The sequence below is a fragment of the Haloferax prahovense genome (assembly GCF_000723845.1).
Taxonomy (GTDB): Archaea; Halobacteriota; Halobacteria; order Halobacteriales; family Haloferacaceae; genus Haloferax; species Haloferax prahovense.
In genome coordinates this window covers 2,236,916-2,256,660 of record NZ_LK053000.1, presented here as the reverse complement: position 1 = coordinate 2,256,660, position 19,745 = coordinate 2,236,916, and the positions used below count along the sequence as shown (strand labels likewise).

Here is a 19,745-nt window from a genome sequence, read left to right as displayed (position 1 = left end):
CGCCGGCATGAAATCGGTCAGGCTTCGCTTCACGCCCGACGACGAACAGTTGCATCCGATGCACGAGTTCGTCGTCGAACACGAGGCGTTCGAGCGGACCGAACTTCACCACTGGAACCCGACGGTGACCGACAGGAACACCATCGTCTTCGAGGTCTTCGGGACCGACGTCGAGGCCTACGAGGCGGCGCTCGCGGAGACGGAGCGCATCCTGTCGTACGAACTCTCCCAGCTCCCCGGCGACTCCTTTTTCATCGTGGTCGACGAGCGGCTCGACGCGGCGGGAACGAGGCAGACGGCCGCCGTCACGCGGGGCGGTCTCATCGTCGTCCCGCCGGTCGTCTTCGACGGCGACGGAACGGTCTCGATGACGCTCGTCGGGACCGACGAGGCGCTCCAGTCGGCGGTCGAACAGCTCCCCGAGGGCCGCGGCCTCGAAGTCGTGCGGGTGAGGGAGTACACGGGGCCGGGGAGCGTCTCGGCCGGGTCGCTGTCGCCCCGCCAGCGCGAGGCCATCGAGGTCGCCGTCGACTGCGGCTACTACCGCGAGCCGCGGACCGGGTCGGTCGCCGACGTGGCCGCGCGGCTCGACTGCTCGACGAGCACCGCGGCGGAGCACCTGCGAAAAGCGGAGATGAAAGTCATGGCCGACCTCGTCGGCCGGTCGTGACTGCGGGTCGGTTCGCGACGACGTCTCCGCCTACGGTTCGGCCCGCGGCGACGGCTCCGCCCACGGCTCAGAAGTACCCTCGCCGAACAGTTCTCGCATCAGGATGACGATGCTCTCCGGCGGGAACTGCCCGCGCTCGGTGACGATGGCGTCCACGTATCGCGGCGGCGTCACGTCGAACGCGGGATTCTTCACGGTGGGGTTCCCGAGGTCCGCGAGCGTGTCGTCGTCGACGACCTCGGCGGTGTCGCGCATCTCGATATCGACGGTGTGACCGGTCATCGTCCCCGGGTGGAGCTTGAGCGTCTGCGCGGCGACCATGATGGGTGACCCCCGCTCGCGTGCGTTGACCGCGAGGCCGCTCGTCCCGATTTTGTTGATGACGCTCCCGTCGGCCGCGACGGCGTCCGCGCCGACGAGCACGTGGTCCACGTCGTTGAGGTAGCGGCGGGCCGCCGAGTCGACGATGAGCGTGACGGGCACGCCCAGTTCGTGGAGTCGCTTCGCGGTGATGTGTCCCTGATTTCGAGGCCGCGTCTCCTTGACGACCGCCTCGATGTGCTTTCCCTGCTCGACGGCCGCCTCGACGCACGCCAGCGCGTCCGTGGAGTGGCAGTGGGTCATGATGGTGTCGCCGTCGCGGAGGCGGTTCGCGCCGACCTGTCCGAGGTCGGCCTGCGCCCGTTCGAGTCGGGCGCAGAACTCGTCGGCCGAGTCGACAACGTTCTGTCGGAGCCCCTCGACGGTCGTACTCGACATGTCGCGGAGGACGTACCGGAGGGCGTTGGGGAGGCTCACGGCCGTCGGCCGCGTCTCGTGGAGCGTCCGGGCGGTCGCGCGGAGCTCGGCCCGGAACGCCTCGGCGTCGGCGGCGTCGCTCTCCGTGGCCTGTGTCCGGAGCGCCCGCGCGGCCGCGTCGGCGATGGTCGCCGCGCCGCGAATCTCCATCGTGTCGATTTCCGTCGCGGTGCGTCGGACCTCGGAATGTACGCGGTCGTCCATGCGGGAACTACGGGCGTCGAATGGAAAAAGGTCGCCGCGGAGACGGCGTTCAGACCCGGTCGACGAGCGCCTCGTCGGGGTGTCGCACCCGGACGGTCTCGACACGCTCTGAGAGCGCCTTCGCGTCGGCGAGTTTGTCCTCGGACTCGGCGTGGACGGTAAACAGCGTCTCGCCGCTGGCGGCCATCTCGCCGACGCGGCGGTGGAGTTCGAGGCCCGCGCCGGGGTCTCTCGGCGCGCCGGCCCGGCGAGCGACCTCGTTGACGAGGCGGTTGTTGACGTGGGTGACCACGCCGTCGCGGTCGGCGCGGACCGCGACGGTGTGTCGGCCGGGCGAGAGGTCCGCCGCCTCCACGTCGGGGTCGCCGTTCTGCGCGGCGAGTATCTCGCGGAAGGTCTCTTCGGCCTGCCCCGAGTCCAGAATCTCGGCGGCGTCGGCGTCGACGCCGACGGACTCGAACAGCACGTCGGCGAGGCGAATCGCCTTCACCCGCAGGTCGTTCGGGCCGCCGCCGGCGAGCGTGGCGAGGACCTCGCGGGCTTCGAGCACGGGACCGACCCCGCGGCCGACCGGCGCGACCCCGTTCGTGATGGCGCACTCGACCGCCATCCCGAGGTGGTCGCCGACGCGGTTGAAGTCCTTCGCGAGTTCGCGCGCCTCGGCGAGGCTCTCGACTTTCGCGCCCTCGCCGTAGGGGATGTCGACGACGACGTTGGTCGAGCCGGCGCTCTTCTTTTTCGAGAGGACGGAGGCGATGAGCTGCCCCTTGGGGTCGATAGATAGCGGCGTCTCGGCGCGGATGATGCGGTCGTCGACCGGCGAGAGATTCACCGCGCCGCCCCAGACGAGACAGCCGCCGGTCTTCCCGACGATGTCGCGTATCTCCGCGACGGAGAACTCCACGTCGCAGAGGACCTCCATCGTGTCTGCGGTACCCGCCGCGGAGGTGACGGCCCGCGAGGAGGTCTTCGGAATCTTCAGCCCCGCCGCGGCGACGATGGGGACGAGAATCGGCGTGACGCGGTTGCCCGCGACGCCCCCGATGGAGTGCTTGTCGGCGATGACCGGCTCTTCCCACGTGATGGTCTCGCCCACGTCCGCCATCGACTCCGTGAGGTGCATCGTCTCTTCCATCGACAGCCCGTTCGTGTAGATTCCAGAGACGTACGCCCCGAGTTCCACGTCGGCGAGGCGCTCCTCGTAGATGTCGCGGACGAGTTGGGACAGTTCGTCGGCTTCGAGTTCGATGTCGTCGAGCTTCTTGCGGATGTAGTACACCGAGTCGGGTTGCGGCGCGACCGAAACCTCGACCTCGCCCTCGATGTGACCGAGCCGGCGCGTCACGCCGAGAGTCCCCTCAGAAACGAGTTCGTCCGTCAGCTCCACGATGGCGATGGTCGTCCGCCCGTCTCGCCGCAGTTGGACGCGTTCGAGCGCGTGGACCCCGAGTTCGGCCGCGTCGCTCTCGTTCAGGAGGACCGTCGGCGACCGGGTTCCGATGTCGATGGGTTCGGCGAGGAGTTGCATACCCGAAGGTCGGACGAGAGCGTCAATAAATCGACCCCGAGTCTCGGGGGGAGAGAACGCTTACGCGAGGTGGGATTCGACGAGGTTCTTCAGGTCGTCGTAGCCGCGGACGCCCACGAGCTGTTCGACCGCCTCGCCGTCGGCGAAAAGCACCATCGTCGGGACGCCCCGAACCTGGTACTGTGCGGCGAGCTCCTGGTTCGCGTCCACGTCGACCTTGGCGACCGCGGCGTCGGTGTTCTGCGCGAGTTTCTTCACCGTGGGTTCGAGCATCTTGCACGGACCACACCAGTCCGCGTAGAAATCGACGAGCACCACGTCGTTCGTGGAGACGACGTCTTCCAGGACCTCAGCGCCGTCGACGTGGACGGGCTCCGAGGGGGAATCTGCGGCACCTTTCGCCGTGCTTCCGCCGTCGCCGCGGAGATTGGATTCGAGCTGTTCGCGTTTCTGCTGCCGGATATCGTTCAGTTCGTCGTCGGACATACCTACTGGTATCGGCCGCTACCTAATAACGGTTTTGCACAATTTAGGCAATAATGTCTGCGACCATTGATTCGTGGTGACGAGCGGCACGCTCCGGGATATCGCTGTGGTTCACGACCGAGAGACGTGACAGAAACGGCGGGGGCGCGACCGCGAGTTACGGGCTGGTTCGAAGGCGGTTCGATTGGACTCGGTCGGGGCCGTCCGAGAGCAGCCTCCCGAACCAGCTCAGTCGACGTACAGCGAGTAGGTGATGACCGCGAAGCCGACGAGCGTCAGCACCGAGTCGAAGAGCAGTCCGGTGGCGAGGTCGACGTTGAGAATCACGTCGAGCGCGCCGCCGAGCATCGCGCCGAGCGTGACGACACCGAAGCCGAGCGCGAGCGCGCGGAGCGACGCCGCCCCGGTGTTCCGGTACGCCTTGTAGCTGAAGTAGGTGATGAGCCCGCCGAGGACGAGGATACCCGTCTTGACGACGATGATCATCGTCGTAATCGTCGGCGAGGCGCTGAGGTGCCCCATCAGGTCTCCCTCCGGACCCGCGACCAGATGTCCGCGAGGCGTTCGTCGGGCGTCTGCTCCGGGCGGCCGACCGCGACGTCGAAGTCGCGGTCCTCGTTGAGAGCGATTCGAACCTCGTCGAAGGCGACCTCGTAGGTCGTCGCGTGGTGACCGTCCGCGCGAATCTGGGTCCCCTCGGCGAGGAGCGCCGCGTCGGTGAGCAGGTCCAACTTCCTGTACGTCGTCGAAAGCGGGATGTCACACGTGTCTGAAATTTCACTTGCCGTCATGGGTTCTTCGAGTCCTCTGATGATGGCTCGTGCGTCCGCGTCGTCGAGCGCGTCGAGCACCGCCGTCAGTTCGGCCGACTCCATCGCGGACCGGTCGCGCGCCATTACCCAGATTGACCGACGAGAGCCTTATTAACCCACCGGGTCGGGCTCGTCGTCGTCCGCCGTCTCGGAGTCTGTGTCGTATGCTCCCTCCATTCTGAGGGTTCCCGCGCGAGCCAACACGTCGGGCGTTCGACAGACGCCCGGCGCGCCCGTCGCCTGCGGCACCGCGCAGTTGTTGCAGTTCTCGCAGACGACCCGTGTGCCGGCCGGGACATCGCGGCCGAGCAGTCGCGCGGGGAGTTCCGGTTCGGCGTAGAACGGCCGAGCCATCCCGACGGCGTCGCAGGCGTCGCCGAGCAGCCGGTCGATTTCGCCGCGCTCGCGGATGCCGCCCTCGCAGAGCACGGGCACCGAGACGGCGTCGCGGACCCGGCGGCACAGGTCGGCGTTCCACGCCGGGTCGAAGTCATACCACGCCGCCTCGATTCGGTTGCCGAGTTCGACGAGTCGCGCCCGAAGCGGGCCGCCGAAGGCCGCGGCGTAGCCGTCGCGGTAGCGGTCGTCGCGCCACGCGCGGGCCGGGAACGACCCGCGGACGATGCTCGCGTCCCAGAACACCGACCCCGAAACGGGGACGAGCGCGTCGTAACCCGCCTCGTCGAGTCGACGACAGATTTCGACCGCGTCGTCCTCGGTCAGGCGTCGGCGGATGCCGGGCGGCGCGGCCGTCTCCGCCGGCACTTTCGTCATGAGCGGCACGTCGCCCACCTGCGAGCGAACCTCGTCGGCGACGACCTCCAAAAACCGGACGCCGTCGCCGAACTCGTCGTCCCGGCGGTTGTAGAACGGCGAGAGGAACTGGTGGACGATACCCATGTTCGCGCCGGCGACGTGGACCACGTCGTAGCCGGCGTCGACCGCCATCGCGGCGGAGCGACCGAAGTCGGCCGCGAGTTCGTACACCTCGTCGGCCGCCATGACGCGCGCGTCGTAGTCGAGAAAGCCGAGGGCGTCGAGGAGTCTGAGGAGTCGCGGCGGCCGGGAGACGGCGAGCTGTTGCAAATCCGGGTGGTCACGCCGGTACTCGGCGTGCCACGTCTCCATGCTCCGCAGGCCGCCGTACTCCAACTGGACCGCGACGGCCGCGCCGTGGTCGTGGATTCGCTCGGTCACCGCCGACAGCGACGCCGCGAACTCCGGGTCCGCGATTTGCGTCATCCCCGGCGCGGCGCAGCCACCCGTCTCGCGCACGATAGTCGCGCCCTGACAGATGAGTCCCGCACCGGCCCGCGCCGCGGGTTCGAGTTCGGCCGCGAGGCGCTCGGGGGTCTCGGGACCGGTGCCCGCACATTCGAGCACCGGCGCGCGGTAGAGCCGGTTTCGGAGCGTGAACCCGCCGATGTCGAGCGGGTCGTCGAGCCGAGGAGTCGCCATGAGGTCGACATGGCGCGCGAGCGACGTAAATCGACGCGACGGTCGTCGCCGCGTCAGTTCACCAACGGGTCCCGCCGCCGATATCGATAATCGCGCCGCAGCGCCCGCACTCCGACACCTGCAGGGGGTCCGAGCCGGCGTGTCGGACGACCACGCCACCGGGACCCGTGGGGGAACCGCACCGCTTGCAGACCGGACGTTTCGACGTCATCTGTGGATACACATCTCTCGAGGAGACAGACGACTGCGGCGGAGATAGCCGTATTGTCCCGCGTCTGTCCGGACGAGGCCCGAAGCCGGTCAACCTTCTTACCCGTCGGTTCCGATGAACGTCCCATGGACCCCGAACCGTTCAGGTACGACTCGGAGGTGCCGCCGGGCGAGGTGCGACACCTCAGGTACGAAATCAGCGAGACGTACCTCGGCGACCCCGTCGAGATACCCGTCACCGTCATCAACGGCGAGCAGGGCGGGCCGTCGGTCTTCATGACCGCGGCGCTCCACGGCGACGAACTCAACGGCGTGAAGGTGATGCAGGAGGTCGCGAGCCGGTACAACCCCGCCGACATCCACGGGACCATCGTCTGCATCCACGTGGCGAACGTTCCGGGCTACCTCGCCCAACAGCGCTACATCCCCATCTACGACCTCGACCTGAACCGGTCGTTCCCCGGCCGCGACGGCGCGAACACGGCCGAGCGCATGGCGAACCAGATCTACCGTCGGTTCGTCGAGCCCTGCGACCTCGGCATCGACTTCCACACCTCGACGCGCAACCGGACGACGATGTACCACGTCCGCGCCGATATGAACCGCCCCGAGGTCGCCCGCCTCGCGCGGTCGTTCGGCGCGAACCTCATCCTCTCGGGCGAGGCCGAGGCGAGTTCGCTCCGCACCGTCGCCACGAACGACGGGATTCCGACCATCACCGTCGAGATGGGCCGCGCCCACCGCTTCCAGCCCGCGATGGTCGACCGCGCGCTCGAAGGCGTCGAGAGCGTCCTCGCCGAGTACGGCGTCCTCCCGGAGAAGCCGGTCAGTTGGCCGGGCTGGACGCGCGTCATCGACTCCGCGACGGACAAGACGTGGCTCCGCGCCGACGTTGGCGGCCTCGTCGAGATGCAGTACGGCGACGTGCCGCTGGTCCACGAGGGCGACACCATCTGCACCATCTCTGACCACTTCAAGACGAGAGAAAAGCGCGTCTCGGCCCCCTTCACAGGGCTCGTCGCCGGCGTCCTCCAGAACCCGGTCGCCGCGCCCGGCCACCCGCTTTGCCACCTCGTCAGCGTCGACGACGCGACGCTCCGCGAGATAGAGCGCGAAATCGAGGCCGGCGAGTTCACGGAACGCCCGTGGAGTTAGGCCGGACGCGTCGCTTGCGCCTCCGCACCCGCTCGCCACCTCACTCTCACTCAGTCAGTCGTCCGCGCCGACCTGCTCGTGAGTGTGGTGGAAAAACCGGACGTGCGGCCGCCCGTCGCGTTCGACCGGCTCGAAGCAGACGCGACGGTACCGCTCGTTGTCGAGGAGATTGACGAGCAGGCCGCGGTCGTGGAGCGAGACGGAGTCGTAGGGCGTCGAGCAGACGGGGCACAGCACCGGGTCGGCGTCTTCGTCGGCGGCTCCGTGGGTTTCGCCCGCCGACAGGTCCGAGTCGGCCGTGTCGCCCACTGTTATTCCTCCGTCGCCGCCCCGACCGCGTCGGCGACCCGCGAAATCGTCTCGAACTCGTCGTCCGCGTAGGCGATGAACCGAACGTCGCGGAGCGAACTCGGCTCGAACGCCCGGAGTTCCTCGCAGATGAGTCGCGCGCCGTCGGCGAGGTCGAACCCGGCGATACCGCAACCGAGCGCCGGAATCACGAGCGACTCGCAACCGCGGTCGTCCGCGGCTCGCAGGGCGTTTCGCGCGGCGTCGCGGATGCTCTCGGCGGTCGCCCGCCCGTCGCCGTAGTGCGGCATCGCCGCGGCGTGAATCACGACCTCTGCGTCGAGGTCGAAGGCGTCGGTGACGGCGACCGCACCGAGGTCTCTCGGCCCCTTCGACATCGCGGCCTCGTTCAGTTCGGGGCCGCCGCCGCGACGGAGCGCGCCCGCGACACCCGGCCCCATCCGAAGGCTCGTCCCAGCGGCGTTCACCAGCGCGTCGGCCGACTGAGCGGCGATGTCGCCCTGCACGACGGTGAAGTTCATGTCAGTCGAGTCGGTCCATGTCCTCGTCGTCGAGGTCGATGTGGGAGGCCGCCACGTTGTCGCGGAGGTGCGAGACGCTCGACGTACCGGGGATGGGAAGCATCACGTCGGAGCGGTGCAGGAGCCACGCGAGGGCGACCTGCTGGGGCGTCGCGTCGTGTTTCGCCGCGACCGCGGAGACGGCGTCGGCCCGGTCGCCGAGGTCGCCCGCGCCGAGCGGGTACCACGGGATGAAGCCGATACCGTACGCCTCGCAGGCGTCGAGGCTCGCCTCGAACTCGCGGTCGCCGACGTTGAAGCGGTTCTGGACCGTGGCGATGTCGACGATGTCGCGCGCCTCGTCGAGCTGTTCGACCGAGACGTTCGAGAGGCCGACGTGCCGAATCAGTCCCTCGTCTTTCATCTCGGCGAGCGCGTGGACCGAGTCCTCGAAGGCGACGTGCGGGTCGGGGCGGTGGAGCTGATAGAGGTCGATGGTGTCCACCCGAAGGCGGTCGAGGCTCCCGAGGACGGCGTTCCGGAGGTAGTCGGGGTCGCCGTTTGGCATCCAGTCGCCGTCGGTGTTGCGGAGTAGTCCGCCCTTGGTGGCGACTACGAGGTCGTCCGGATAGGGCGCGAGCGCCTCGCCGATGAGGCGCTCGGAGACGGCGGGGCCGTAGGAGTCCGCCGTGTCGATGAGGTCGATACCGTGGACGAGCGACTCGTGGAGGACCTTTCGCGCGTTCTCCACGTCGTCGGGCTCGCCGATGATGTCGTCGCCGGTGATGCGCATCGCACCGAAGCCGAGTCGGTGAACCGTGAGGTCGCCGCCGATGTCGAACGTGCCGCTTGCGTTTTCCAGTCCCATGGGCGGAGATTGGTCGCCAGACAGGAGTTCGTTTCGGCGGGGTGGGCGGGCGACGGCCGTGCGTTCGCGGTGCCCCGGAACCGCCGAAACCCACACCCGTCGTCGGTCCTAACGGCCGCTATGGACCTCCTGTCGATGCGCTGGCGGCACACGCTGTTCGCCCACTGGCCGGTCGACCCCGACCTCGTGGAGCCGCGACTCCCCGACCAGCTCTCGGTGGCGACTCACGACGGGCGGGCGTGGCTCGGCGTCGTCTCGTTCGACATGACGGACATCCGCCCGCGCGGGTCGCCCGTGGGGCTCGGGTTCCCCGAGGTGAACCTCCGGACCTACGTCGAACCCGCCGACGGCGGCCCCCGCGGCGTCTACTTCTTCACCCTCGACGCCGCGGACCGCCTCGGCGTGGCGATGGCCCGACTGGGCTACCGGCTCCCGTACCACTACGCGAACATCTCGGTCGAGGAGCGAGACGGCGCGGTCGACTACGAGAGCTACCGGCCCGCGACGGCCGAGACGCCGGGAGCGCGGTTCGAGGCGACCTACCGACCGACCGGCGAGGTCCGAACCCTCGAACCCGGCTCGCTCGACGCGTTCCTCGTCGAGAACTACCGCTTTTACACGGACGACTGGCCCGTCGTCATCGGCGACATCGACCACGACCCGTGGCCGATACAGGACGTGGAGGCGGAGATTCGCGCGAACACGATGTTCGAGGCCTGCGGCTTCGACCACCCCGACGGCGACCCGATACTCCACTACGCGGCCGACCTCGACGTGACGGCGAAGCCGCCCGCCGTGCTTCGCTGAGGCCGCTTACTGGCCGTCGTCGGTCTCCGCCATATCCGCCGCCTCGACCGCCGGGTCGTGTCGCTCGTACCAGTCGAGAATCTGTTCCAGTCGGTGGGTCGCCCGCTCGGGCGTCGAAATCGAGTGCTGTTCCTCCGGGTAGACGACGAGTTTGGCGTCGACGCCCTGCGCCTTCGCGGAGACGTAGAGCTGTTCTGACTGGCTCGGCGGACAGCGCCAGTCCTGACCGCCCGCCATCACCAAAAGCGGCGTGTCGATGTTGCCGGCGTCGGTGATGGCCGACGAGGCGTCCAGCGCCTCCGGGTTCTCCCACGGCAGGCCGAACTCGTATCTCGTCCAGAGGTGGTTGTCGTCGGTGCCGTACGACGACCGCAGGTCGTAGATGCCGTGTTCGGGGACGGCCGCCGTCAGGAGGTCGGTCTGGGTCACGAGATAGCCCTGTGCGATGCCACCGTAGGAGATGCCGTAGCCGAAGACGCGCTCCGGGTCAGTCCAGTCGCGCGCGACGAGATCCTCGACGCCCGCGACGAGGTCGTCAACCTCGACCGAGCCCCACCGCCCGCGGAGTTCCTCGGCGAACTCACGCCCGTAGGAGGTGCTCCCGCGGTAGTTCACGCGCACGACGAGATAGCCGCGCGAGGTGAACACCGGGTGGTCGAACCGGAACGCCGGTTCGTCGTAGGCGATGGGGCCGCCGTGGATGGCGACGACCGTCGGATGCGGGTCGGGGTCGTCGAAGTCGAAGTCGGCGGGCGCGTAGACGACGCCCTCGACCTCCCAGCCGTCGCTCTCGAAGCTGACCCGCCGGACCTGCGGCATCTCGTACTCGTTGGTAACGGCCTCGTTGAGCGCCGACAGCCGGGTGAACGACTCGGCGTGGGCCGCGTCGACGGCGTCGATATCGGCCAGCGAGACGGCGTAGGCGTCCCAACCCTCTGCCGGGTCGGAGACGAGCAGGCCGGCCGTCTCGCCCGCGACGTGCAGTCCCTGTATCGCTCTAAACTCGCCCTGCGCGTCGAACACGCGCTCGGGGGCGTCGGCATCGGGGTCGAGTCGGGTGATGCGCGATTTCCCCTCGTCGGCGACGAGCGCGTAGAGTTCGTCGTCACTCGCCCACGACGGAGCAGACCCCCACGCGAGCGTCCGGTCGAGCGACGCCGAGACGGACCTGACCTCGCCGGAATCGAGGTCGGCGACGCGGATTTCGCGCGGGACGTACCAGTTCTCGTAGTCGCCCGCCTGAAACGCGATGCGGGAGCCGTCGGGGCTCCACCGCGGCGTCCCGGTCGTGTGGCCGCCGCTCGTCACTTTCCGGTCGTTCGAGCCGTCGGCGTCGATGACGAACAGGTCCTGTTCGAGCGTGTCGTCCGGGCGCTCGGCGTCGCAGGAGACGTAGGCGATTCGGTCGTCCGGTCCCCACGCGGGCTGGAGACCGCCGGCGTCGGCGAACGCGCCCGCGGCGGTCGCGTCGTCAAGGCGCTCCGTCTCGCCCGTGTCGAGGTCCACGACGAACAGGTAGGTCGTCACCGTGTCGGTCCAGCCGACGCCGTTGATTTTGTGTTGGAGTCGCTCGGTCACGACCGGGCCGCCGTCCTTTCGCTCGTCGAGGTACTCGCGCTCCTCGTCGGTCGGGTCGCGCGCGGCGACGACGAGGCGGTCGCCGTCCGGCGACCAGTCGAACTCCGAGACGCCCTCGTCGAGGTCGGTGAGTTGGGTCGCATCACCGCCGAGTTCGAGGTCGAAACACCAGACCTGCGGCTTTGGGCCGTCTTCGCCGCCGACTGGCGGTTCGTCGTCGGAGCCATCTGAATCGTCGCTATCGGCGTCGTCGGCGTCGCTCGCATCGTCAACGCCGCCAGCGTCATCAGCGTCACCTTCACTTTCTCTTTCGTCGTCCGCGCGACCGACCCGCCGAGAGAGGTCCTCGTCGCGAGCGGCGACGAACGCGAGCCGACTTCCGTCGGGCGACCACGACGGGGACGACGCGCCGGGGTGGCGGGTGAGTCGGTGCGGCTTGCGGGAGCCGTCGGCGGGGACCACGAACAGGGAGGCGACGCGTTCGTCCTCGTCGGGGTCGCACTCGGTCGCGGTGAAGGCGACCGTCGACCCGTCCGGCGAGACGGCGACCTCGCCGGTGACCGAGAGGTCGCTGAACGCTTCGGGAGGGAGTTCTCCTGACATGGCTCGAAACGTTCGGCCGAGTGACAAATAGATTTGTATCGGCGACCCCGGCGACCGCGTGCGGTCGGCCCGCCGGTCCCGACCGAGCGAAGGTGAAACCTTCAAGCATCGCTGAACTAACCCGACGGACATGGCACTCATCGACACCGTGATGGCAACGCTCCACCTCGTCGTGGGCGGTCTCTGGACGGGGAGCGTCCTCTTTTTCGCGCTCGCCGTGTTGCCGACCGCCCGCGCCGGGAACATCCGCGCCGCCGCGTTCGAATCGGTCGTCTCGCGCCTGACGATGTGGTCTCGCGGGGCCTCGCTCGTGATGTTCGCGACCGGCGGCCACCTCGCCGGCACGCGCTACACGGTCGACAGCCTGTTCGGCTCCGGCCGCGGCCACCTCGTCCTCGGGATGCTCGTGCTCTGGTTCGTCCTGACCGGCCTCGTCGAAGTCGGGCGGGCCCGCGCCAAAGACGGCCTCGCGGAGAAGAAGGTCCGCACGCCGGCCGAGAAGGCCGCGCCGTTCTACCTCGGTGCCGCGCTCGTCGCCGTCTTGCTCCTCGTCGACGCCGGCCTGCTCCTCAACTGACGCCGGAGCCGACTCCCGAGGACTCCGTAGAGTATCCATATCTACGTTCGAAAATATATATTCTGTACGACATGTTTATCATCTCGGTCCGGGTGAGTCCACGTGTATGCACGGGGACGAGACGCGCGCCACCGAGTCGCCGCTTCGAATCGAGTTGTGTCCCGACACCGGGCGGATACGCGTCCACCGGGAGACCGCGCTGGGGACGTTCACGCGGACCATCGACCGATGAGTCCGGACGCCCCGCCGACCATCGGGGAGACGCCGGTCGGGAAGTCGGCCGAGCGAGGCCCCGGCCCAGTGCTCGCGCGCCTCGCACGACCGGTCTCTGAGACGCCGACCCGGCTCGCGGTCGTCGCCGATCCGCACGTCACGCCGACGGGGTCCGGCACGTGGAAAGCCTACCACCGGAGCGAGACGCGGCTTCGGACCGCCGTCTCGACCATCGCCGACCTCGACGTCGACGCGACGGTCCTCCTCGGCGACCTGACCCGCGACGGCCGCCCCGAGGAGTACGAGGTCGTCGAGGAAATGATCCGCGACCTGCCGGGGCCGCGGGTCGCGGTCCCCGGCAACCACGACGTGCCGAAGCGCTGGGACGACTACGACGCCCCGACGCCGGGCGAGTTCGCGGCGCGCTACGCCGACGACGCCCTCCCGTTCGTCCGTCGGGTCGGCGGCGTCGACATCGTCGGCCTCGACTCCGCCAGCGGCGGCCCGGACCTCACCCTCACCGACACCCACGAGGGGGCCGTGCCCGACTCTCAACTCCGCTGGCTCGACACCGTCCTCGCTGACGCGGCGACCCCGGTCGTCGTCCTCCACCACAACGTCTTCCACCCTCGCCGCCACACCGGCCAGTTCCCCGACGCCGACTTCTACCAGCTCCGCAACGCCGACGAACTCGCCGCGGTGCTCGCGCGCCACGACGTGCCGCTGGTACTCTCCGGGCACATCCACTGGCCCGCGACGGCCGTGAGAGCCGGTGTCCGCGAACTCATCGCCCCGGCGACCTGCTCGTTCCCGCAGTCGTTCGTCGTGGTCGATATCGACCGCCGCGGGACGACGGTTCGACTCGTCCCGCTCGCGGGGCCGAAGGGAATGGCCGAGGCGTACACCCTCGCCGCCAGCGGGGCCGCCCACGGGCAGGGTATCGCCGCGCACGCCGACCGCGGACACCTGTCGGCGCTCCCACTCGTAGACGAGCGGACGCCGCCCGGGCGGGTCGTCGGCTCGGACGTTCCGGGGGCGGTTCGATGGCGGTGAGCCTCGACCGCCTCGACGACGCCCGCAGCGCCCTCCGCGCCGAGCGCCGCCGCTGTGTGGACGAGCGCGAGGCGTTCCGGGCGTTCCGCCGGGAGGTCGCCGCGTCGCAGGCGACGGCGTCGGCTCCGAATCAGGCCCCCGCGGCCGCGACGCTCGTGGGCCAGCGGGGCGGGCGAGACAGGACCGACGCGGCGCTCTCCGGCCTGCGTCGGAGCTACGAGCGGACCGTGATGTCCGTCCCGCACTACGACGAGGAGTACGGCGACTCCTTCGAAGCGAGCCTCGCCGCCGAGTTCGGCCCGGACGTGGCGACCGCGTTCCGGTCGGCGAGCGTCCTCTCGCCGCCGCTCCGGCGGACCGTCGCCGCGGCGGCCGCGTCGTCGCGAGACGAGCGCGAGAAGTTCATCGAAGTCGTCGACGAGGAAACCGAATCGGTGGCGTCGATGCGCGGCGATATCGAAGACCTCCTCGAACGGCTCGACGACCTCGACCGGACGCCGCTGTCCGAACGCGGCTTCGACGCGCTGGTGACGCTCTACGACGACCTGTCCGCGCTCCGCGAGCGGCTCTCGGAGCTCGTCGCGGCGCGACAGGAGACGATTTCCCACCACCGACGGGCGCTCTCCGGGCTGGTGCCGGACGTGACGGAGTTCTTCTACGCCGACCTGTCGGTCCGGTATCCGGTGCTCGCGACGCTCGCGGAGGTCGGCGCGACGCTCGACACCGCGACCCGCCGGGTCGAACGCCGCCTCGCCGCCACACCGTAGGCCGATTCCCGCGGCCACAGTTATTTACCCGTTCGAAGAGACGCCGGAGTATACGATGTTCACGCGCTCGGAGGGATTCCCGTGAATCGCCTCCACCCCCGTATCCGTCTCCTCTGGGTCGCCCGAGCGGTCGTGTTCGCGCTCGTCGTCGGCGGCGTGGCGACCGCTGCGACGCTGTTCGCGCCCGTCTCGATACCCTCGTACGTCCCCGTCGCGGTCGGCGGCGTCTTCCTCGTCGTCGGCGTCGCCGTCGCCTTACTCCGGTATCGGGCGTGGGGCTACGAGGTCCGCGACGACTCGCTGTATCTCCAGCGCGGCGTCCTCACCAAGGTCAATACCGTCGTCCCGTTCGTCCGGGTCCAGCACGTCGACTCGACGCGCGGCCCGCTCGAACGACTCGTCGGCCTCGCGTCGACTGTCGTCTACACCGCCGGCTCCCGCGGCGCTGACGTGTCGATTCCCGGACTGACGCCGGAGGGCGCGGAGGACCTCCAAGACCGACTGAAGCGCCTCGCAATCGCGTCCGAGGGCGACGACGCGGTATGACCCGGCTGTCGCCGCTTTCGGTTCCCTACCGGGCGGTCCAGCGCAGCGCCAGCGTCGTCTTCGCGCTCGCCTTCTTCGCCTTCACCGGCGGGACCGCCTTCGGCGGTTTCCTCGGCGGCCTCGGCTCGGTCGCGCTCGTCGGCGTCGCTGTGGTCGCAATCGCCGGCTACGAACTCGCATACTTCCGTCGGTTCGAGTACGAACTGACGCCGGACACGCTGGACATCCGCTCGGGCGTGTTCTCCCGGCGTAACCGCGAGATTCCCTACCGTCGCATCCAGAACGTCGACATCTCTCGCAACGTCGCCCAGCGGCTGGTCGGCATCGCCGCCGTGAACCTCGAAACCGCCGGCGGCGGCGAGACCGAGGGCAGTCTCCGCTTCGTCAGCTACGAGGAGGCTCGTCGCATCCAGTCGGAAGTCGCCCGCCTGAAACGCGGCGGTACCGACGGCGACGCGCCCGAACCCGAACAGGAACTGCTGTTCGAACTGACCCCCCGAGAGTTGGCCATCGTCGGCGCGCTGTCGTTCGACCTCCGACTGCCCGGTCTCGTCTTCGTGTTCGGGTCGACCGCCTTCCCCATCGTCGCCTCGTACGTGGACGTGCCGGTCCCCGCCGGGAGCGTCGCGGCCGCGGGCGTCGGCGTCGTCGCGCTGGGGCTCCTCGTCGCGCTCGTCTCGTGGGCCGCCGGCTTCGCCTCCGCGGTGGTGAACTACTACGGCTTCCGTCTGACCCGCGTCGGCGACGAACTCCAGTACGAGCGCGGCCTCCTCCAGCGCTACAACGGGTCGATTCCGCTCGACAAGCTCCAGACGCTCACCGTCGAGGACAACCCACTGAAGCGGCGGTTCGGCTACGCGACGCTCCTCGTGGAGACGGCGGGCTACGCCCCAAGCTCCGACGGATCGAACGGGTCGGGCGGCGGTCGCGGCTCCGAGGCGGCCATCCCGCTTGCGACCCGCGACCGCGTGCTCGGCCTCGTCGCCGACCTCGAGGGCGTCGAGGAGCCGACGTTCGAAGGACCGCCGACGCGCATCCGCCGGCGCTACGCCGTCCGGTACTCGCTCGTCCTCGGCGCGGCGACTCTCGCGCTCTACGGGGCGAACCGATTCCTCCCGCAGGAGATTCCGTGGTTCGTGCCGCTGGCGCTCGTCCCGGTTGCGGTCGTCGCCGGCGCGCTCCAGTGGCGGCACCGCGGCTACGCGCTCGCCGAGAACCACTTCGTCACCCGAAACGGCTTCTGGAAGCGCGAGATGCGCTTTGTCCCCTACTACCGGGTCCAGACGGCCATCGAGCGGCGGACGATTTTCCAGCGCCGCTGGCGCGTCTCGACGGTCACGGCGGACACGGCCGGGAGCATCTCCCTCGTCGGCGGCGACGCGACGGCCGTGGACATCGAAGTCGACGACGCGGCGGAGCTCCGGGAGACGCTGAACGACCGCCTCCGCGAAGCGCTGGCGGCGCGCCGGGAGGCGCGACAACAGTCCCGGCAGGCCGCGCTCGGCATCCGCGCCGCGGAGCCGGGCCGCGACCCCGACGAATCGGACTCGGGCTCGACCCCTGACGACGAGACCGACGTGAGCGAGACGCCCGAGTTCGTCGAGGAGGCCGAACCCGCGGTCGGCGGGGGCGACGAAGACGCTGAGGAGGCCGGTGACGGCGACGAAGTCGAGGCGGACGACCCCTTCATCTGGGGCGAGTCGGTCGAGTCCGAACCCGGACCCGGTCCCGAGTCCGAGAGCGAGAGGGGCGACGGAGCAGAGACCGACACCGACAGCGACACCGACTCCGACTCGGACGACGCCGACGACACCGGTGACGCCGACGACACCGAGGAATCGAGCGACGAGCGGGGAGCTATATAGACGCGCGGACGCAACCTACACCAATGACGCGAACGGTGCTGGAGTCACTCTTGGCCGGGAACGCACGGCACGTCGAGAGCCTCGCCGCCGACCACTTCGACGGCGTGCGCGAGGCGCAGTCGCCGGCGGTCGTCTCGGTGAGCTGTTCTGACTCTCGCGTCCCGGCCGACGCTGTCTGGAGCGCCGACAAAGCCGGCGAGCTGTTCACGTCGGTCAACGTCGGCAACCAAGTGTGGACCGAAGTCGACGGGAAACTCGTCGTCAACGACGCCGTCGGCTACGCCGTCTCGGCGCTCAGGACGACCGACGTGGCCGTCCTCGGGCACACGGGCTGCGGCGCGGTGACGGCCGCCTACGAGACCGTCGCCGGCGGGAGCGTCGGGGACCTTCCCCCGGCGGTCGAAGCCGCCGTCTCGCGGCTCGTTCCGCTCGCCGAGGAGGCCCGCGAACTCGGCGTGTTCGACGCGGACACGCCGGGCGGCGAGGCGGTCAACCGACTCGTCGAGTACGCGGTCGTCCGGCAGGTGGAGTACCTCACCGAGAGCGACGAGGTGCCAGAGGTGACCGACTGCTGGGGCTTCGTCTACGACTTCCAGCGCGTCTACGGCGACGACGACGGCGCGGCCTACCTCGTCGCGGCCAACGGCGAGTCGGACCCTGACGCGCTCGCGGACGTGGTTCCCGCAGGGTTCGAAGAGCGCGTGCAGTCGATTCGGTAAAAGCGATTGATGGGTGGTCAGTTCGGGTTCGGACTCAGTCGTCCCGAGCGTCGTCGATGACGGTCGAGAACTCGCGGGCCGTCTCGGTGATGACCTCGAAGTCGCCGTTTTCGATGGCTTCGCCGTCCATGAGCGCGCCGCCCGCGCCGACGACGACCGCCCCGGCGTCGATGTAGTCCGCGGCGTTGTCGAGGCCGACGCCGCCGGTCGGCATCATCGGAATCTGCGGGAGCGGCCCCTTCATGCTCTTGAGGTGGCCGGGGCCGAGCGAGGAGGCGGGGAACACCTTCACGAGGTCCGCGCCCGCGGAGTACGCGTCGACCGCCTCGGTCGGCGTCATGATGCCCGGCGCGACGAGCGTCCCGTAGCGGTTGCAGGTCTCGACGACGCCCTCGTCGAAGTTCGGCCCGACGACGAACTCCGCGCCGGCCTGGATGGCCGCGTTGGCGGTCGGCGCGTCGAGGACGGTCCCGGCCCCGACGATGGCCTCGCGGTCCGAGAAGGACGCCGATACCTCGCGGATGAGGTCCATCGCGTCGGGGTTGTCGGCCGTGATTTCGTAGGCGGTGACGCCGCCCTCGTGGAGCGCGTCGGCCACGTCGATGATGGTGTCCGCATCCGCGCCGCGCATCACCGCGACGACGCCGCTGTCGGCGAGTCGTTGCATGTCCTCGTGTACGTCGAGTGCGACCATTGCTGTCTCGACGTTTACTACAGATAGTATTAAATTGGGGGTCTCGCGGCATCGTTTCGCTCGCGACCCGCGGCCGCCGCTCCCGACCGCTCCGCCGCCCGTGACAGTCGTGTTGGCTGTCACCGTGCGACATGCTCAAATTCGCTGGGCGCTAACCCGAGGTAAGCGACGCCCCGGCGGTATGTGCCGCCTCGTCGCACCACCATGCCAACGTATCCCGATTTCGAAGCGCTGTATCGCGACGTCATCCCCTCGTTCGTCTCCGTCTACGTCGGCGGCCGCCGACGCCCCGGCGGGGCGGGGAGCGCCTTCGTCTACGACGACCGGCATCTCGTCACCAACGAGCACGTCTCTCGGCTCGCCGACGCCAGCGACGCCGGCCGGGTCGAACTCCGCTTTGCCGACGGGTCGTGGCGCGTCGGCGAGGTCGTGGGCGCGGACGCCTACACCGACCTCGCCGTCGTCGCCGTCGACGACCTGCCCGAAGACGCCGCGGCGCTTCCGCTGGCGACCGAGAACCCCGCGCCGGGACGCTCGGTCGCCGCCCTCGGGAACCCGCTGGGACTCGACGGCTCCATCTCCGCGGGTATCGTCTCGGGAGCGAACCGGTCGCTTCCCACCTCGAACGGGTTCGCCATCCCGGACGTGGTCCAGACGGACGCACCCATCAACCCCGGGAACTCGGGCGGGCCGCTCGTCGGATTCGCCGCCCCCGAGGGCGACTCGACCGCTGACGGCGGCGACACCGCCGACCCCGCCTACGAGGTCGTCGGCGTCAACCGCGCTAAACAGGGCGACAACATCGGCTTCGCCGTCTCGCCCGTCATCGCCAACCGCATCCTTCCGGCGCTCGTCGCCGACGGTCGCTACCGCCACTCGTACCTCCGGGCGCGCACCCTCGACGTGACGCCGACCGTCGCCGAGGTGAACGGCCTCGACGCGCCCCACGGCGTCCTCGTCGTCGACGCCGCCGGTGCCGACGGTGACGAGGGATTCCTCCACGGCTGTCACGAATCGGCCGACTACCGCGGTTCTCCGATTCCCGTCGGCGGCGACGTGCTCGTCGCCATCGAGGGCAACCCGGTCCGCACCCACGAGGAACTGATGCGCTACCTCATCACCGAAACTCGCCCCGGCGAACCGGTCGCCGTCGGCATCGTCCGCGAGGGCGACCCGCTGACGCTCGTCGTCGAACTCGACGAGCGCCCCGCCATCGACCGCGACGACCGGACTGGCGGGGACGGCGGCAGTCGCATCCCCGTGGAGTAAGCGGACCGCGACCGGACGAGAGAATAGAACTTTGACAGTTCCGGACGAACGTACGA

Annotated in this window: 22 protein-coding genes; 11 read left to right on the top strand and 11 right to left on the bottom strand. The window is 69.4% G+C overall.

Annotated features, from left to right (window positions below; genetic code table 11):
- The first annotated feature begins 7 nt into the window (after window positions 1–7).
- Window positions 8–670 carry a helix-turn-helix domain-containing protein gene (locus BN984_RS11315; RefSeq protein WP_049913385.1) on the top strand — a complete coding sequence of 221 codons (663 nt, stop codon included), beginning with the start codon at window positions 8–10 and terminating at the stop codon, window positions 668–670.
- A gap of 30 nt (window positions 671–700) precedes the next feature.
- Here the strand turns inward: BN984_RS11315 and BN984_RS11310 are convergent, their stop codons facing one another.
- The 6 genes from BN984_RS11310 to BN984_RS11285 all read right to left on the bottom strand — a co-directional run bounded on the left by BN984_RS11310 (window position 701) and on the right by BN984_RS11285 (window position 5,956).
- Window positions 701–1,672: a ribose 1,5-bisphosphate isomerase gene (locus BN984_RS11310; RefSeq protein ID WP_049968274.1), complete on the bottom strand. Its 972-nt coding sequence runs from the start codon at window positions 1,670–1,672 to the stop codon at window positions 701–703.
- Between the two features lie 49 nt (window positions 1,673–1,721).
- Window positions 1,722–3,200: an AMP phosphorylase gene (locus tag BN984_RS11305; RefSeq protein WP_008092471.1), complete on the bottom strand. Its 1,479-nt coding sequence runs from the start codon at window positions 3,198–3,200 to the stop codon at window positions 1,722–1,724.
- A gap of 60 nt (window positions 3,201–3,260) precedes the next feature.
- Window positions 3,261–3,686, bottom strand: coding sequence for a thioredoxin (gene trxA, locus BN984_RS11300; RefSeq protein WP_008092469.1), 426 nt, complete (start codon window positions 3,684–3,686; stop codon window positions 3,261–3,263).
- A 228-nt stretch (window positions 3,687–3,914) separates the two neighbouring features.
- Window positions 3,915–4,208 (bottom strand): DUF7521 family protein, encoded by a 294-nt coding sequence (locus BN984_RS11295; protein WP_008092467.1) that lies wholly within the window; start codon window positions 4,206–4,208, stop codon window positions 3,915–3,917.
- On the bottom strand, window positions 4,208–4,582 hold the full coding sequence (locus BN984_RS11290; RefSeq protein WP_004971053.1) for a helix-turn-helix domain-containing protein: 375 nt from the start codon (window positions 4,580–4,582) through the stop codon (window positions 4,208–4,210). The genes BN984_RS11295 and BN984_RS11290 overlap by 1 nt, the downstream gene beginning before the upstream one ends.
- Before the next feature lie 27 nt (window positions 4,583–4,609).
- Window positions 4,610–5,956 (bottom strand): oxidoreductase, encoded by a 1,347-nt coding sequence (locus tag BN984_RS11285; protein WP_049968273.1) that lies wholly within the window; start codon window positions 5,954–5,956, stop codon window positions 4,610–4,612.
- Between the two features lie 336 nt (window positions 5,957–6,292).
- Here BN984_RS11285 and BN984_RS11280 point away from each other — a divergent pair, with 336 nt between their 5' ends.
- Window positions 6,293–7,321 (top strand): succinylglutamate desuccinylase/aspartoacylase family protein, encoded by a 1,029-nt coding sequence (locus tag BN984_RS11280; RefSeq protein WP_049968272.1) that lies wholly within the window; start codon window positions 6,293–6,295, stop codon window positions 7,319–7,321.
- Window positions 7,322–7,375: 54 nt separating this feature from the next.
- On the opposite strand, the gene BN984_RS11275 is transcribed toward BN984_RS11280, so the two are convergent.
- Genes BN984_RS11275 through BN984_RS11265 form a run of 3 tightly spaced genes read right to left on the bottom strand, consistent with a single transcriptional unit; the run spans window position 7,376 to window position 8,998 of the window.
- Window positions 7,376–7,606: a hypothetical protein gene (locus BN984_RS11275; RefSeq protein WP_049913402.1), complete on the bottom strand. Its 231-nt coding sequence runs from the start codon at window positions 7,604–7,606 to the stop codon at window positions 7,376–7,378.
- Between the two features lie 26 nt (window positions 7,607–7,632).
- Window positions 7,633–8,151: a macro domain-containing protein gene (locus BN984_RS11270; protein ID WP_049968271.1), complete on the bottom strand. Its 519-nt coding sequence runs from the start codon at window positions 8,149–8,151 to the stop codon at window positions 7,633–7,635.
- 1 nt (window position 8,152) lies between these two features.
- Window positions 8,153–8,998 carry an aldo/keto reductase gene (locus BN984_RS11265; RefSeq protein ID WP_008092457.1) on the bottom strand — a complete coding sequence of 282 codons (846 nt, stop codon included), beginning with the start codon at window positions 8,996–8,998 and terminating at the stop codon, window positions 8,153–8,155.
- A gap of 120 nt (window positions 8,999–9,118) precedes the next feature.
- Here BN984_RS11265 and BN984_RS11260 point away from each other — a divergent pair, with 120 nt between their 5' ends.
- Window positions 9,119–9,805 carry a YqjF family protein gene (locus tag BN984_RS11260; RefSeq protein ID WP_049968613.1) on the top strand — a complete coding sequence of 229 codons (687 nt, stop codon included), beginning with the start codon at window positions 9,119–9,121 and terminating at the stop codon, window positions 9,803–9,805.
- A 6-nt stretch (window positions 9,806–9,811) separates the two neighbouring features.
- On the opposite strand, the gene BN984_RS11255 is transcribed toward BN984_RS11260, so the two are convergent.
- A complete protein-coding gene (locus tag BN984_RS11255; protein WP_049968270.1) occupies window positions 9,812–11,986 on the bottom strand; it encodes a S9 family peptidase in 2,175 nt (724 codons plus the stop codon).
- Window positions 11,987–12,116: 130 nt separating this feature from the next.
- On the opposite strand from BN984_RS11255, the gene BN984_RS11250 reads away from it, so the two are divergent.
- The 7 genes from BN984_RS11250 (at window position 12,117) to BN984_RS11225 (ending at window position 17,726) form a co-directional block, all read left to right on the top strand.
- Window positions 12,117–12,563, top strand: a complete 447-nt coding sequence (locus BN984_RS11250) for a hypothetical protein (RefSeq protein ID WP_008092453.1) — start codon at window positions 12,117–12,119, stop codon at window positions 12,561–12,563.
- A 106-nt stretch (window positions 12,564–12,669) separates the two neighbouring features.
- Window positions 12,670–12,795 (top strand): hypothetical protein, encoded by a 126-nt coding sequence (locus BN984_RS20065; protein ID WP_004043988.1) that lies wholly within the window; start codon window positions 12,670–12,672, stop codon window positions 12,793–12,795.
- Entirely contained in the window at window positions 12,792–13,829 is a 1,038-nt protein-coding gene (locus BN984_RS11245) for a metallophosphoesterase family protein (protein WP_049968268.1), read from the top strand. Before BN984_RS20065 ends, BN984_RS11245 begins: the two co-directional genes overlap by 4 nt.
- On the top strand, window positions 13,820–14,596 hold the full coding sequence (locus BN984_RS11240) for a DUF7260 family protein (RefSeq protein WP_008092451.1): 777 nt from the start codon (window positions 13,820–13,822) through the stop codon (window positions 14,594–14,596). Before BN984_RS11245 ends, BN984_RS11240 begins: the two co-directional genes overlap by 10 nt.
- A gap of 81 nt (window positions 14,597–14,677) precedes the next feature.
- Window positions 14,678–15,142, top strand: coding sequence for a PH domain-containing protein (locus BN984_RS11235; RefSeq protein WP_004972329.1), 465 nt, complete (start codon window positions 14,678–14,680; stop codon window positions 15,140–15,142).
- The gene (locus tag BN984_RS11230) at window positions 15,139–17,007 is read left to right on the top strand and encodes a PH domain-containing protein (RefSeq protein ID WP_049968266.1); all 1,869 of its coding nucleotides are present in this window, start codon (window positions 15,139–15,141) and stop codon (window positions 17,005–17,007) included. Before BN984_RS11235 ends, BN984_RS11230 begins: the two co-directional genes overlap by 4 nt.
- 23 nt (window positions 17,008–17,030) lie before the next feature.
- A complete protein-coding gene (locus BN984_RS11225) occupies window positions 17,031–17,726 on the top strand; it encodes a carbonic anhydrase (RefSeq protein ID WP_049968265.1) in 696 nt (231 codons plus the stop codon).
- A gap of 34 nt (window positions 17,727–17,760) precedes the next feature.
- Here BN984_RS11225 and BN984_RS11220 read toward each other — a convergent pair whose 3' ends face one another.
- On the bottom strand, window positions 17,761–18,420 hold the full coding sequence (locus tag BN984_RS11220) for a bifunctional 4-hydroxy-2-oxoglutarate aldolase/2-dehydro-3-deoxy-phosphogluconate aldolase (RefSeq protein WP_008092448.1): 660 nt from the start codon (window positions 18,418–18,420) through the stop codon (window positions 17,761–17,763).
- A gap of 204 nt (window positions 18,421–18,624) precedes the next feature.
- Here BN984_RS11220 and BN984_RS11215 point away from each other — a divergent pair, with 204 nt between their 5' ends.
- Window positions 18,625–19,689 carry a S1C family serine protease gene (locus tag BN984_RS11215; RefSeq protein ID WP_049968264.1) on the top strand — a complete coding sequence of 355 codons (1,065 nt, stop codon included), beginning with the start codon at window positions 18,625–18,627 and terminating at the stop codon, window positions 19,687–19,689.
- Window positions 19,690–19,745: the final 56 nt, after the last annotated feature.